A 13,662-nucleotide genomic window follows, 5' to 3' on the forward strand; every position below is an offset into this window, starting at 1 on the left:
GACAGCTCTGCCCCCTGATCACATCACCCGATCGATGCCCCAACTGAAAAGACTCCGGGAGTTGCGCATCGCAGTGTGAAGGTCATCGCCAGCCGCCTGTCCGGAAACTTCGGGGCGCCTCAGAGGCCTGCGGAAGCTGCTGGACGCAGCCGCCGGTGGCGGCCGTGGGGTCGGCCGGGTCCGGGTGTTGAGGGTTTCGGTGCGTGGGCTGGGCTCGTGGCCGCCCGGGCTGTTCCAACCTGGGGGCGGACTCCCGCACACCCCGGCCCGGAGAGGACGGAACCGCGCGAAGCCTGACGCGGATGAGGGGAGTCGCGTCGCTTCGCGCACGCGGCCGCCGACCGATACGCACATTCCCGCACCGCGAACGTACTCCCCGAAGCGCCACCGGAACCATGCCCCGGCCATGTCAAACCATGGCCAGCAAGAGAGAGTTCCCGGACGGCCTCTTGTGGGTGCAAATTCTTGCTCCGCTGTCGCACTCCGGCTGGCCCCCTGTCACCGGTGGTGCGCAGTGCCGAGGCCCGGCTGGAGCGTGTCCGTTCGGCAGTGTCGCGCCGAACGAAGTGCGCTGGAGCTACTCTCGCCCCCGGTGGTACCCACCCGAGCCGTTCCGCCAGGACCACGCCGAGATCGACTCCATGCGCGGGGGTGTACGCCGCCCTGTGCGGAGCCGTGACCAGGCAGCATGAGCCTGTCGAGGAGGTCCACGGAATCGGCTGGGCGGTGTGCTGCCTGGTGCGGATCCTTCTGACACATGCGAGAGGTGATGCGCGTGAGCCGGACTTCGCCCGCCAGCCGGGGAATGGTCGCTGACATCGCCGTCCGGTCTTGTGGAACCGCAGCGGCTGGCGCCGGACCGGCTCGCCGCGGCCAGCCGCGGTGCGCCGCCGGTTCCTGGTCGATAGCGACACCGGGAGCCCGGTGTACGGGCACAAGCTGCTGACCGGGCGGGCCGACATGATGACGCGATGGGTCTCATGACCAGGTCATCGCATGGCCCGTTCCACATCCGACCGTTTCGGAAGGAGGGTGCTTCTGTGTCGCGGGTGCTGTCGATCAGCCCGAAGGAGACCCGGTTGTCCGTCCCCCCTCTCGCATTGCCGTTCCCGGAGCGCAGGAGCCCGCACTGCTCGTATGCCGAGCGGGCCGTGCTTCGCTGGGCGTGCGGGACCGGACTGGCCGCCGACGAGCGGACGGCCGACCGGCTGGCGTCGCCCGCATGGGGCCACTGCGCGGCGGTGTCCACCCCCAGGACATCCCGGGACCGCCTGTCGCTCATGGCGTGTTGGCTGGCCTGGTTGGGGGTGCTGGACGACACGGCGGAGACCTACCGCACCCGTGCCTCCTTCGCCGAGGCGGTCTCGGGGGTCCGGGCCGTACTGGCCACCGGGCGTGCCCAGGAGCGCCATCCGCTGGTCGTCTCCTTCACCGACCTGCACCGTCGCACCGGTGCGCTGGGCTCTCCGGCGTGGAGGGGGAGATACGCCGAGATCACAGCGCAGCTGCTCGACGGTCTCGTCGATGAACAGCGCGTCAAACAGGAAGCCTGTCTCCCCGGCGTCGCCGAGTATGTGGAGTACCGTCGTGTCACGGGTTACATGCCGTTGTTGTACGCGGTGACGGAAATCGTCCTGCGTTGCAAGGTCCCGTCCACGATCCAGAATTCCGGCGTGTACGCGCGGCTGCTCACCGCCTCGATCGACGCAGCCGACTTCATCAACGACATTCCACACCCTGCACAAGGAACTGGCGCACGGCGAGACCGGGAATCTCGTGATCGTCCTGGCCCATGAGCAAGGACTCACCCTCGAACAGGCCCTCCATGAGGCGGCGTCCCGTATCCAGCGGGCGGTTGCGGACTTTCAGGCCGCGGAACGGGACCTGCACGCCGAACTGACCACCCGGCCTCTGCCCGTTCGGGACTGGCACGCGGTTTTGGCCATGGTGGATTCGATGCACGACTGGATCGCCGGGCTCCCTGCCTACTACCGCACGTCCGGACGCTACTGCCTCGCCTAGGGAGGACCCGTGTTCAAGCCCCAGGGACATTCCTCAAAGTATGCGCCTGCTCAAGGTATTTCATCCCGTTACGTCGGCCGAGAATCCCCGTTCCCCTACCCCAACGGCTGGTTCTGCGTCGGGTTCACCGAGGAAGTCGCTCCCGGCGAGGTGGCGACCCGGCACCTGGCCGGGCAGGACATGGTGCTGTACCGAACCCGGAGCGGTCTGCTGCGCGCGAGTAGTCCCTCCTGCCCCCACCTCGGGGCCCATCTCGGCATGGGCGGACGAGTGGAAGGGAGGAGGTTGTGTGCCCCTTCCATGGCTTCGCGTTCGGCCCGGACGGCGCCTGTACCCGGACGGGCTACGGAACCCGCCCGCCGAAGGCGTCCCTGCCCCTGCTGCCTGTCGCGGAGGAGAGCGGCCTGATCCTCCTGGTGTGGCACCACCATGCTGGCGAGCCACCGGACTGGGAGCCACGAGCCGAGCATCCCGGCGAGTTCGTTCCCCTGGCCCGCGACACCACCGAATGCGCGGGGCATCCCCAGGAAGTGCTGGAGAACACCGTCGACTTCGGCCACCTCACCGCGCTGCACTGGCCTCGTGTCTCCCACGGGCACCTGCTCAAGCCCTTCCTGGAGGACGGGGTCAGGGGCCAAGTCACGTTCGAGATGGCAGTCTGCCCACCCAGTTGGAAGAAGCCGATGCTCAGCACGTACGCGTTCACTCTCCACGGCTTGGGAGGCACAGAGGAGCCGCGCCAACTTGATTTCCGCAGGTCGGGTGGGCTGGTGTGATGCCGGTGGAGGGTGCTCGAGCGTGTGGCGGGCGATAGTCTGGCGGCCTGATCGTCGGGCAATGGTCACGGGCGGTCCGTCTGTGACCAAGCCACGGGGCGTGACGGCTTCGTAGGTTCGGTCATGGGCGGTGGAGGCCGTTGGGGCGCCGATCGCAGCGCGCGGCGCAGCCGCTTTGCCGAGTGTTCGACTGCCTTGTGAACGACCCGTGGAGACCGCGCCCGCCGTGCGCTCCGGCGTGGTTTTTTCTTCGCGTAAACACGCCGATACGCTGGTGTCGGTGTTGCTGTACCGGTGCGACTGTTGAGTCCCTGTTCTTTCGCGAGACGCAGATGAGCGCCCTGTTCTTACCGTGTGATCGGCGCGGTGCTAGGGACGCGCGAATGGCAAGTAGAGGGGACCTAAGATGTCACTGCCGAACCTCCCTTCCCGTTCGGAGATAGCTGTCGTCGGTGCCGGGATCGCAGGGCTTGCGGCAGCCTTCCATCTCCAGGAGCGGGGCCATCGGGTGACAGTGTTCGAGGCGAGTGATCATGTCGGCGGACGCATGCTGACCGAGAGGTCCGACGGGTACGTTCTGGACGTCTGCGCGAGCATGACCACTGATCGGTACGTCGCCATGAAGGGCCTCATCGCCGACGCCGGCCTGTCTGGTGAGTTCATGCCGGTCAGTGACAGTTGGGGATTTCTGCGCGATGGGGAAGTGCGCCGCATAAACTTCCAGTCCGCGGCAAACGTACTGCGTACGGACCTGCTCTCCACCAAAGCAAAGCTTCGCGTCCTCCGGTCGTTGGCGCGCATTCTGGCGGATCGGCGGAATGTTGAGAAAGTGGTTGCGTGGTATGACATCTCCCCGGCGCTCGATTTTGATGTGGAGACGGCCAGGGACTACGTTTTCCGGCTCTTCGGTGAGGAAGTTTCGGAGTACATTATCGATCCTTTCATGGCAGCGCAGAGCGGTGCCAGTTTCGAGCAGATATCTGCCTCTGATCTCCTTTTTCTGCTCAACAAGTATTTGGGCATGAACTTCTTTGCCTCGCCTCACGGGATGGGTTTTCTCCCTGAAGCACTTGCCAAGCAGCTCGATGTGCGACTCAATTCGCCGGTGTGCTCCGTTCGGGAAAGCCGCGACAGGACGAGCGTCACGGTCGTACACCAGAAGCTGGATGCGTCAGAGACCTCGGAACGCTATGCGGCCTGCATCCTGGCCGTGCCCCCGGGCCGGGCGGCAGCAGTGGCCGTGGACCTGGACCCCAAGCAGAAGAAATACTTGAGGTCCGTCCCCTGCGAGCCGCACATTCGGGTCTTTCTGGGGCTCGACCGGGCGCCGGTCGAACCTGCCACCTGCATTTTTGTTCCACGGCGGGAGAATCCCGATACATGTGCGATGATCCTGGAACACAACAAGGCTCCCGGTAGCGCTCCTCAGGGAAAGGGGCTCCTGGGGATCTACCGGAGGCTTGAGTGGAACCGGCGATACTGGGATGCCAGCGATGAAGAAATCGTCGACGTCTCCGTCAGGGACATCGGAAGAATCCTTCCCGATATCCTCCCCGATGCCGTCGGCGCGGTTGGCATGTCCTATGTTCACCGGGCGCGGCCGAGTCTGATCTGGCATGCGCCGGGCACGCTGGCAGATCTTGCGTCATTCACCGGAAGTTTTGACCCGAATTCGCGTATCCAGTTCGCCGGGGATTACTTCTCCATGTCGGGCACGGGATGTGCGCTGGCTTCCGGGGAGGAAGCCGCGAAGAGGCTGATGGGCAGTTCGCCATGACCGCCACATCGGTTCCTGAAGCCCATGCCCATCGTGATGTGCCGGGCCTGTGCCGGCGGGTGGATGCGGTCTTCGACGAGTTCCTCGAGGACAAGGCCCGCACCGGCGCTGACGGCCACATGCCAGGCGAGGTCATCCAAGTCCTGCGCGACTTCCTCATCCCCGGAGGGAAGCGGCTGAGGCCCATGCTGTGCGTGTCCGGCTGGCAGGCAGGAGGTGGCAGTGACTGCCCCGCCCTGGTGATCCGGGTGGCAGCGGCGCTGGAGATGGTCCACGCCTTCGCGCTGATCCACGACGACGTAATGGACCGCTCGGAGATCCGCCGTGGTCGGCCCACGATCCATCGTGCCCTGGCCGTCCACCACGCCGATCTGAACTGCCGGGGCGCCGACCAGCTGGGTACCAGTGGCGCGATCCTCGTCGGCGATCTGGCCCTGGCCTGGTCGGACGAACTGGTGCACACCGCCGGTCTGCCGGCCGAGCGGCTGGCCGCCGTGCTGTCCGTGGTCGACGCGATGCGCACCGAAGTCATGGTCGGCCAGTACCTGGACGTGACGTCCACACCCGACGCTCGGGCCGGTCCGGGGCCGGCGCTGACAGTGATCCGCTACAAGACCGCGAAGTACACCATCGAACGGCCGCTGCACATCGGCGCACTGCTGGCCGGGGCCGACGGCTCCGTGCTCGATGCCCTCTCGGGGTTCGCACTGCCGCTCGGGGACGCCTTCCAGCTCCGCGACGACCTCCTGGGGGTCTTCGGGAATCCGGTCACCACCGGCAAACCGAACCTCGACGACCTGAGGGAAGGGAAGTGCACCGTACTGGTCGCCCTGGCGCTGCGATACGCCGACGCTGACGAGCGCGACATCCTCTGCTCCCTGCTGGGCAACCCCGCCCTGACCGAGGACGGAGCCGAACGCATCCGCAGCGTCCTTCACCGCACCGGGGCCCACACGATGGTCGAGGAGATGCTCCGGAAACGGCAGAGCGCGGCGGCCCACGCCCTCGACCAGGCCGGCTTTCCTGCCGAGACCACCGCGTTATTGCACCAGGTCGCGCAGCGAGCCGTCATGAGGCAGTCATGAGTACCGGTGCGATTGGAACCGATCCAGGGAGCGGGTTCATGCCCGACACAGCCGAACATCGCCTGTTCGAACAGCAGCTGTACGAGAAGTTCGCCAACTTACCCCGCCCTTTGTATCCCTTTGCCGACCTGGTCAACCCGGCCATGGAGGAACTGGCCCAGGAATACTTCGGGTGGATCGACGACGACTACGGCTTCCACTCCCCACAGGCCCGGGCCCGGCACAAACAACACCGGCTGACCGACATCGCCGCGCGGGCCTTCCCCTCCCTCACCCTCTCGGAGCTGAGGCCCGTCGCCCGCTTCACGGCCTCCGGGGCGATGATGGACGACTACTTCGACCACGTCAGCCACGGTGAGATGGACGCCATCCGCAAGCGGATCATGGCTCTGTTGTCCGGCACCGACGCCGCCACACCGCAAGACCTGGGCATCTACCGGCAGTTCCACCGGATCCGGCAGGACGCCCTGACGTGCGGCATGCCGGATCACCTGTACCGGAAGTTCATCGTCGCCATCGACCGGACCATCACCGGCTACCGGGACGAAAAGCGTTACATGGCGCACAACCGCCCTGCCCCGCTTGCGGTATTCGAGGTGATCCGCGGCGAGTGCTCCAGCGGCGGCCTGCCCTTCGCCAAGTACCTGTGCATGCAGAAGGACTACCGCTCCCTGCCCGATGACGTGCTGGAACACCCGATCATCCTCCGGCTGCACTCGCTGGCCTCCCGCATGATCGGCTGGCACAACGACATCATCTCGCTCCCCAAGGAACTCTCCCGAAAGGGCGACGTGATCAACCTCGTACTGACCCTGCAACACAAACACGACGTGCCCATCGAGGACGCCTACGAAATGGCGCTGGACTTCCACGACCGCGACCTCGACGAGTTCATCACGCTGCAGAACAATCTCCCGGCCTTTGGGAAGTCGCAGGGCACGGCCCAGGAGTACGCCACCGACCTGGGAACCATGCTGCAGGGTGTCTACTCCTGGCACACCAAGAACTCCCAGCGCTATACACCCGGCGCCTACGTCGAACCCGAATACGGGCGGCCCGCCCCAAAGAACGGCTCAAGGAGTCCCGCTGATGGCTGAGGCGGTCATGGTTCCAGGCCGACTGCCGCTGGCGGGAAACGCATTTCAGGCGATGCGAGACCCTTTGTCGTTCCTGATGTCGCTGCCGGCCCCCGGAGACGTGGTCGAGGTCCGGATCGGCCCCCGGCTCGTGTACGTGCTGTGCAGCGCAGAACTGACACGGCAGGCCCTCCTCGACGACCGGACATTCGACAAGGGCGGTCTCCTTCTCGACAAGGTACGCGAAATCCTCGGCAACGGCCTGGCCACCTGCCCCCATTCCGTGCACAGACGACAACGGCGACTCGTGCAACCGGCATTCCATCGAAGTCGAATGCCGGGATACGCGGACATGATGGCCCAGGAGATTTCCGGCGTCGTCAGCTTATGGACCGAGGGCCAGACCCTCGGCATCGTGGACGAGATGCAAAAGATCAGCTCTCACCGCCTCGCGAGAGCAATGTTCGCGGAAGCTGCTCTCGCACCGGAGGAACTCTCCTCGCTGGCCGCCGACTTCACCATCTTCCAGGAAGGCGTGATGCGGCGTGCCTTCATTTCGGATTGGATGAACCGACTTCCAACTCGCGGCAATATCAGCTACAACCGGGCGATGACCCGTCTCCGGCGGAGCGTCAACTCACTCATCACTGAATACCGATCCGATGAGAGGGGGCGAACCGACCTTCTCTCCGTCCTGATGGCCGCACACGATAGTGGAAGTTCCCATGACGGAACTGATCTCCGGCTCTCCGATACAGAGTTGGCGGAACAGTGCCTGACCTTCCTGTTCGGCGGGATGGAGACCACGGCCAACGCCCTTGCCTGGGCCATCCACCTAGTGGCCCGCCACCCGGACATCGAAGAACAACTACACGCCGAAACCGACGAGATACTCACCGATGCCCCCGCCACCTACGACGACCTCCCCCGTCTGGAACTAACCGGGCGCATCATCGCGGAGACCCTTCGCCTCTACCCGCCGGGATGGGCGCTCACCCGTACCACCACCGGCGAAACACAGCTCGGGAATACACCATCCCCGCAGACTCCACCGTTCGTATACAGCGCCTATCTGCTGCATCGCAGCCCCGACTTCTACCCGAACCCAGAGCGCTTTGATCCCGACCGCTGGAAACCGGGGGACAAAAAGCCGCCCAACTACCCAAAGGCGCGTTCATCCCCTTCGCGAGCGGGGCCTGCAAATGCGTTGGAGACACTTTCGCGGTAACCGAAGCGACTCTCGCTCTGGCCACGGTGGCCAAACACTGGCAACTACGGCACGCGTCCGACACACGCGTCCGTCCCGCACCAAAGGGACTCCTCACCCCAGGCGGCCTGCGCATGAGGGCATGCCGGAGAAGGGCCAGGCCACTTGAAGTCACAGGTCAGTGAGGGTGTGAACCGTTGAGGCGTATGGTCCCGCAATTCGTGAGCAGCAGTCGGAGCCCTTGATCAGCTGTTAGCGGTTGACCTTGAGGTTCGTGAGGACGAGCAGAGCGCGCAGGAGATGGGTGGCGCGGGCCGGATCGGTACGGAGCTTGGTGACGGTGCGCCACATCTTGAGATGGGCGAAGCCGTGTTCGACGGGAGCGCGGCCGGCGGCCAGGACGCGGTTGGCTTCCTTCTGGCCGGGGGTGAGCTTGCGAGCGCGGGTGGCCTTGTATCCGGTCACGATGACTGGGGCGTCGGGGTCGCCGTCGAGACCGAGGAAGCCGAGGTCGGCCAGAGCGCCGAGGCCCGGCGGTGCGCAGATGCCCCAGGATGTGGTCGCGTCGGGCGGCGGCGATGTCGAGGGTGCGTCCCGGGCGGGCCGCGGAGATCCAGAGCAGGCGGCCGTTTTCGTCGGTCAGGGCGAGGAAGTGCAGGCCGTGACGGCGGTGTTTCCTCGAATAGTTGGGCCGATTGTCGCGTCCGGTGCGGCGGACGGTGGGGATGAGCGTACCGTCGATGAGGACGGCCTCGCCGCCCCGCTTCGCGATCCTCTTCAGAGCGCGGTCCGGGCGGGGTGCGCGGGCGGCGAGCAGGAATATCAGCTCATCTCGCCAGCGCCGCACGGTGGTGTCGCCGACCTGGTTGCCGCCGGCCATGTCGGCTATGCGCTGGTCGTGACGGAGCACGGCGAGCACGATCACGACGATCTGTCCGGGCGGCAGGACCCGCCAGCGTGAGCCGATCTTCTTCAGATGCCGGGACAGCAGTCGGCGGCAGTATTCGTTGGTTCTCCGGGACACCGGCAGGCGGCACTGGTAGAGAGGGAAGCCGGTGTCCCCGGCGCTCTCGTTGATCTTCTTCATGCACACGTCGAAGTCAACGTCCGCCGGGGATATGTCAGTTACGGGTTCGGGCGGGACGTCATGGTGTGATCTGGATGTGCCCGTCGGCGAGTTTGCGCAGCCAGCCCCGCCCGGACGGCTTGGTCAACTTACCGCGCAGCGGCTCCAGTCGGCCCTTCACCTCGACCTCGAGGCCCAGCTCGGTGCCTACCTCCTTGACCCGGACCGGGCCGCCCGAGTTGCGCACGATCTTCATGATCTGCTGGTAGTCCGGCGGCAGCGTGTCCTCGCTCATGCCCGCCTCGCGGTTCGGGACCAGCAGCACACCCCGGCCGCCGACCTGCACCGGCACGGCCTGCGTCGCCGCCTTCTCCATCTCCAGCAGGGCGCGCATCCGCTCCCAAACACGTATCGCCGCGGTCAGGTCCTCGCGCTCGGCTCGGACCTTCTCCAGTTGCTCGAGGAGGAGCTTCTCCTCCTCGTCGAGTTCCGCACGTCGGGCGGTAACACGTTCGCTGACTTCGCCGATCTCCGTCATCCGGCGAGCCTACGAACCTGCCCGGCTCCGTGACCTGGAAACGGACAGACCGCCCCAGGCCGCTGCCCGACGCCCAGATCGCAGACAGCCGCCCACGACCTGCGTGAGCACGCCCCTCAACGATCACACCACCCCGCTCACCAGCAACTTCAAGATGGCGCAGGCTCAGAGGTCGACATCCGCCTGTCGGGAGGGTACGGCGTACGAAATCTGGTTCATGGCGGCCCCTGTCGCCCCGTGGCGGATCCAGCTGCGCAGCGGCATCGACGCGTGAGTTCCAGCCCCTGGGTTCCTGCCCGCGCCCTTGGGCCGCCTGCTGGCGACTGCTGGCTCCCGCATCCTGTCCCATTTCATCCTCTGGTACCACAACAGGGTGTTCCTGTTCTCCGACCGATACGGCGACGTACCGGTCTGGAACACCAAGGAATACCTCTCCCGCCCTCGCCTCGCCGAGAGAGATGGACCCGTCACCCGATATCGCCGCTGGGCAGGCCAGTTCTACCCCTGAGCTAGACTCTGCCGGGCCGATTCCTCAACGCCATCCCAGGCCAGGGTGTCACTCCCAGATACTTGTCGCTTCGACGTAGCTTCGGGAGCGCACAGGCGGGGTCCCACAAGGCGTAGAGACCCTCGTCGGTATAAACGACGTTGACGGGCGAGGACTGGGTCGGCCCGGCGGAGCGGGCACCGCCCTTGCCTCCGTACAGGATGCGGGTGGTGTGGCTGGAGGCCTTCACTCCGGGGACGAAGCGGAGCTCGGTGTTGGACCACTTCCCGGCCTCCGGTTCCGGGGTGCGCTCGACGGCGTCCGCGTAGGGGAAGAGGGTGGTCCAGGTGGTGCGCTCGCTGGGGTCGGTGCCCTTCGCGCCGACGAACAGCCGCCATCCCTTGGCCGGGAAGCCGTTGCGCCGGGCGTTGACCAGCTTCGGTTCGGCGAGCAGATAGCCGGTCCGGGTGACCTCATGGCCACGGGTGTCCGAGCCGGTGGTGGTGACGTGGTCACCGACCGACAGATCGGCGAGCAGCTTGGAGAGTTTGGCCTTCATGCGGGCATTCCTTCTTTTGGGAGTGTTGGCGAGTTCGTGCTCGGGGATGTCTTCGAGCACGGTCCAGTTGCGGAACGTGCAGGGCACCCCTGCCGACGGCGCAGTCACAGGCGTGGCAGCAGTAGCGGCAGTTCGTTACGTCGCAGAACGGGTCGGGGCCGTGGTAGTGGCGGGAGTCGGGCCCTTCGCAGTGCCAGCTGGCGCAGGACCGGTCCCCCGACTTGGGGAAGACACGGTGTTCACCGGTCAGTCCGTGGGCGAGAGGGACGCCGGGGCACGGGAAGGACGAGCGGCGGGCGTCGGCTTCGGTGGGCCAGGCCGCACGGCAGGCCGTGCACTGGAATCGGCCCGCGCGGCGCTCTACGGGGTGGCTCATGGGTCGTCAGCCGATGTGGACGGGCAGGTCTTCTGCCGCGCAGAGATCGAGAAGTGCCACAAGGTTGTGCGCGGCCCGGCCGTTGGAGCTGTCGAGGCTCCACAGAAGCCCGTCGGCGTCCTCACGGGCGAGGACGGCCAGCGCCTCGCGTAGTGCGGGTGCCAGTTCACGGGCCTGCCACGCGGCCAGTTCACCGGAATCGTCGGCGTGGTCCAGCAGGTGGCGCAGGGGACTGGCGACACTGGCCCAGTCAGTCGTACCGCCGAAGCGCCGCATCTGGGCGAGGTCGATCCCGATGTGCTCGGCGAGCGTGCGCCGGAAGAGGCGGAACCCGCTGTACGACCACTGTGGGTTGGGGTCCTGGGGGAGAGGACCGGCTGGGCGTCCGGCTCGCAGGGAGATCCCCATCTCAGTGCTCCGCTCCGTGGGGTGGGCGGTGAACGGGGCTGATGGTGATCCGGCTCCTGGCTGCCGACGCAGCCGCCGCGAATTTTAGCGCCGACTGCTGAGGGACCCTGGGACGGAATCCGTGGCGGGCCGGACAGCCGCGCGGCTACGGCTTGATGAGGTACTCATCCATGTCGATCAGGCCCTGGTGCGCGAAAGCATTCAGCAGGGCCTGAGGCTGTGGCGCTGGTCCCCCGGTGGCCATCCAGCGGCGGGTGGCGGCTGCGTCGGACAGGTTCCCGTCGACTTCCAATACCTTGTCGGCCGTGGGGGTGGCGGTGTACGGGCGGCCGGCGAGGCGCGCGACAAGCTGATCGAGATCGGCGGCTCGGACTACGTGGTGGGTGACTACGGCGCAGGGCAGGTGCATGGCTACCTCCGATTGAGGCCAGGTGCGACGACACCCCGCACCCGCCGACCAGGGCGGCCGGGCATGGGGTGTGCGCCGAGGACGGAGGCAGGGTGCCGCCTGAAGCGGACACGCCCCTGGCGCGCACAGCACCGCGTGGCACCTGGACGAGACGGAGGGTTGAAGAGCAGAACGGGCCCGCGCGTTGAACCGGCTGTGTCCTCGGACCGTGCCCGAACATGGGTCCTTTACCGACCACGCGCCGAACGCCCCTTTTGTCGCACTGCCGCAGCGGGCGCACTTCTCCTATCTGCGCGCCGTTGTCGAGTCCCTGGAGCCGCATGCGGGCAGTACCGCGTGGGACGACACCCTCGCAGGCTGGTCCGGCGGCGGGGAGGAGGTGATGCTCCTGGAGTGCTGGGTCGAGATCGCGGGCGGCGTGTGGACGCTCGGCTGGGACCAGGTCACCGGCTGGTGGTATGCCGTCGGAGACCTGGAGGAGCACTTGGGCGAGCGGCATCAGCTCATTGACGGCGCCCTGGTGCCCCGGCCCCAGGATGTCGTCCGCGCGGCCCGCGCCTTGGCCGCGGGCGACGCACATCTGCTGCCACTGCACGAGGACGAGACGCCGCTGCCGCTGCAGGCGGCCCTCACCCCGGCGCAGCAGGAGTTCCTGGACTTCGGCTACATCACGACCGAGGTGGCGCACCGCCTGACCGTCTACTCGGTAGCCGAGCAGGCGGCCGCGCCCGACCACTAGAAGATCACCAGCAAGCTCGATCTCCTGGACCGGGACACGCCGCGGTGCTCGTGGCTTGCCGCAGGGCAAGTACCTGTCGGTGATCGGCAGTTCGACCGCATGGCGTGCCCCACGCTGGTGCTGCTCGTTTGTCCGTACATGGCAGCAGACAACGCGACGGCGACGTACCGGTGGGTGGTCTCGACGGCGGAGGCACGCGGACAACACTTCGCGGAAGCCGTGCTGCAGCCCCCCGCCGACGCGTACGAAACACTGTTCGCCCAGGCTCAAACGGCCGGCTTCATCCCGGCCGCCCGCACCCTGCCGCGCACCGACAACGTCATCCGCATCAGCGACGGATGCCTGTGCTCCCTCACCCTGCCCGCCGCGGGCGCAGCCTTCGACTCCGAGCCCGCAGTGCCGTTGTCCGCCGCCTGGATGGCAGCCGCCCTGGCGACCCAGATGATGGCCGTGATGCTCGTACCTCCCGGCTCCCTCGGACCCGCGATGCCCTCCCATGCCGAGCGACTCGACGGCGATGGCCCACTCGACGCCTGCCAGGCGGCCCTGGACCGCCTGCGGACCGACGGCCGGATGCTGTGGGCCTCCGCACGCCCCCTGATGCTGCCCCCGGACAGCCAGCGGTGACGGGCCCGGAAGCCGCGATCGCACGGGCTGTGGCGGCCCCGGCCACGGCGGCTGGCAAAGGCTGGTGGCACGCCCGTAGGCAACGTCGGCTGATCACGGTGACGCCCCCGAGCCGTTCCCGCACGATTCCTGCACGGACGGGCCGCATGCCGTGCTGCACTCCACGGTGGTGGCCAACTGGTCGTCCGCGCCCGTCTTCGACGTCCAGGTCCTGTTGTACGGCCGGACTGCCAACGGCCCCCGTCAGGAGATCACCCACTTCCGACGGCGCTCCCCGCTGGGCCCGCTCGGGCAGGAATGGCGCATCGAGTGGAGGGAGCGGTGGGCCGGGTGGGAGCTGCCGCTGCTGCTGCCCGAGCCGGACGGCGGCTATGCCGCTGAGCTCGTTCTGCGCTGGGCCGCACAGCCCTGCGGACCCCTGTGGCAGGTCACTGCGGGGAGCAGCCGCGTCGTCCGCGCTCCTGGGCATGAGGGGTGGCGGCGCGCCGGGCATCGCCTTCGGTTCTGGCG

Annotated in this window: 17 protein-coding genes and 2 pseudogenes; 13 read left to right on the forward strand and 6 right to left on the reverse strand. The window is 67.0% G+C overall.

From position 1 onward, the window contains the following. Positions 1-1,040 precede the first annotated feature (1,040 nt). The 9 genes and pseudogenes from ACFWZ5_RS40005 to ACFWZ5_RS40045 all read left to right on the forward strand — a co-directional run bounded on the left by ACFWZ5_RS40005 (position 1,041) and on the right by ACFWZ5_RS40045 (position 8,128). A complete protein-coding gene (locus tag ACFWZ5_RS40005) occupies positions 1,041-1,796 on the forward strand; it encodes a hypothetical protein (protein ID WP_384892123.1) in 756 nt (251 codons plus the stop codon). Next, the gene (locus tag ACFWZ5_RS40010) at positions 1,777-2,022 is read left to right on the forward strand and encodes a hypothetical protein (protein ID WP_384892126.1); all 246 of its coding nucleotides are present in this window, start codon (positions 1,777-1,779) and stop codon (positions 2,020-2,022) included. The genes ACFWZ5_RS40005 and ACFWZ5_RS40010 overlap by 20 nt, the downstream gene beginning before the upstream one ends. 9 nt (positions 2,023-2,031) lie before the next feature. Then, positions 2,032-2,295, forward strand: a pseudogene (locus ACFWZ5_RS40015) (Rieske 2Fe-2S domain-containing protein); the annotation flags it as partial. 14 nt (positions 2,296-2,309) lie between these two features. Then, positions 2,310-2,798 (forward strand): hypothetical protein, encoded by a 489-nt coding sequence (locus ACFWZ5_RS40020; protein ID WP_384892128.1) that lies wholly within the window; start codon positions 2,310-2,312, stop codon positions 2,796-2,798. Between the two features lie 406 nt (positions 2,799-3,204). After that, entirely contained in the window at positions 3,205-4,575 is a 1,371-nt protein-coding gene (locus ACFWZ5_RS40025; RefSeq protein ID WP_384892131.1) for a protoporphyrinogen/coproporphyrinogen oxidase, read from the forward strand. Beyond that, a complete protein-coding gene (locus ACFWZ5_RS40030) occupies positions 4,572-5,660 on the forward strand; it encodes a polyprenyl synthetase family protein (protein WP_384892134.1) in 1,089 nt (362 codons plus the stop codon). The genes ACFWZ5_RS40025 and ACFWZ5_RS40030 overlap by 4 nt, the downstream gene beginning before the upstream one ends. Positions 5,661-5,698: 38 nt before the next feature. Next, entirely contained in the window at positions 5,699-6,757 is a 1,059-nt protein-coding gene (locus ACFWZ5_RS40035; RefSeq protein WP_384892136.1) for a hypothetical protein, read from the forward strand. Then, the gene (locus ACFWZ5_RS40040; RefSeq protein ID WP_384892139.1) at positions 6,750-7,964 is read left to right on the forward strand and encodes a cytochrome P450; all 1,215 of its coding nucleotides are present in this window, start codon (positions 6,750-6,752) and stop codon (positions 7,962-7,964) included. Before ACFWZ5_RS40035 ends, ACFWZ5_RS40040 begins: the two co-directional genes overlap by 8 nt. Continuing rightward, positions 7,913-8,128: a hypothetical protein gene (locus ACFWZ5_RS40045; RefSeq protein ID WP_384892166.1), complete on the forward strand. Its 216-nt coding sequence runs from the start codon at positions 7,913-7,915 to the stop codon at positions 8,126-8,128. The genes ACFWZ5_RS40040 and ACFWZ5_RS40045 overlap by 52 nt, the downstream gene beginning before the upstream one ends. Positions 8,129-8,195: 67 nt before the next feature. On the opposite strand, the gene ACFWZ5_RS40050 is transcribed toward ACFWZ5_RS40045, so the two are convergent. The 3 genes and pseudogenes from ACFWZ5_RS40050 to ACFWZ5_RS40060 all read right to left on the reverse strand — a co-directional run bounded on the left by ACFWZ5_RS40050 (position 8,196) and on the right by ACFWZ5_RS40060 (position 9,547). After that, the gene (locus ACFWZ5_RS40050) at positions 8,196-8,489 is read right to left on the reverse strand and encodes a transposase family protein (protein WP_384892169.1); all 294 of its coding nucleotides are present in this window, start codon (positions 8,487-8,489) and stop codon (positions 8,196-8,198) included. 52 nt (positions 8,490-8,541) lie between these two features. Continuing rightward, positions 8,542-9,030, reverse strand: a pseudogene (locus ACFWZ5_RS40055) (IS5/IS1182 family transposase); the annotation flags it as partial. Between the two features lie 58 nt (positions 9,031-9,088). Continuing rightward, complete coding sequence (locus ACFWZ5_RS40060; protein ID WP_384892142.1) at positions 9,089-9,547, reverse strand: hypothetical protein; 459 nt, start codon at positions 9,545-9,547, stop codon at positions 9,089-9,091. Between the two features lie 373 nt (positions 9,548-9,920). Here ACFWZ5_RS40060 and ACFWZ5_RS40065 point away from each other — a divergent pair, with 373 nt between their 5' ends. Continuing rightward, a complete protein-coding gene (locus tag ACFWZ5_RS40065) occupies positions 9,921-10,055 on the forward strand; it encodes a hypothetical protein (RefSeq protein WP_384892145.1) in 135 nt (44 codons plus the stop codon). A 1-nt stretch (position 10,056) separates the two neighbouring features. Here ACFWZ5_RS40065 and ACFWZ5_RS40070 read toward each other — a convergent pair whose 3' ends face one another. The 3 genes from ACFWZ5_RS40070 to ACFWZ5_RS40080 all read right to left on the reverse strand — a co-directional run bounded on the left by ACFWZ5_RS40070 (position 10,057) and on the right by ACFWZ5_RS40080 (position 11,786). Further along, positions 10,057-10,593 (reverse strand): hypothetical protein, encoded by a 537-nt coding sequence (locus ACFWZ5_RS40070; protein ID WP_384892148.1) that lies wholly within the window; start codon positions 10,591-10,593, stop codon positions 10,057-10,059. 382 nt (positions 10,594-10,975) lie between these two features. After that, positions 10,976-11,377 (reverse strand): hypothetical protein, encoded by a 402-nt coding sequence (locus tag ACFWZ5_RS40075; RefSeq protein ID WP_384892151.1) that lies wholly within the window; start codon positions 11,375-11,377, stop codon positions 10,976-10,978. Positions 11,378-11,522: 145 nt separating this feature from the next. Then, positions 11,523-11,786 (reverse strand): hypothetical protein, encoded by a 264-nt coding sequence (locus ACFWZ5_RS40080; RefSeq protein WP_384892154.1) that lies wholly within the window; start codon positions 11,784-11,786, stop codon positions 11,523-11,525. 208 nt (positions 11,787-11,994) lie between these two features. Between ACFWZ5_RS40080 and ACFWZ5_RS40085 the strand changes: the two genes are divergently transcribed. The 3 genes from ACFWZ5_RS40085 to ACFWZ5_RS40095 all read left to right on the forward strand — a co-directional run. After that, positions 11,995-12,525, forward strand: coding sequence for a hypothetical protein (locus ACFWZ5_RS40085; RefSeq protein WP_384892157.1), 531 nt, complete (start codon positions 11,995-11,997; stop codon positions 12,523-12,525). A 138-nt stretch (positions 12,526-12,663) separates the two neighbouring features. After that, entirely contained in the window at positions 12,664-13,152 is a 489-nt protein-coding gene (locus tag ACFWZ5_RS40090) for a hypothetical protein (protein WP_384892160.1), read from the forward strand. 151 nt (positions 13,153-13,303) lie between these two features. Continuing rightward, positions 13,304-13,662: hypothetical protein (locus ACFWZ5_RS40095; protein WP_384892163.1), on the forward strand; the 359-nt coding region annotated here is incomplete at its 3' end.

Source organism: Streptomyces sp. NPDC059003 (assembly GCF_042740445.1).
GTDB lineage: Bacteria > Actinomycetota > Actinomycetes > Streptomycetales > Streptomycetaceae > Streptomyces.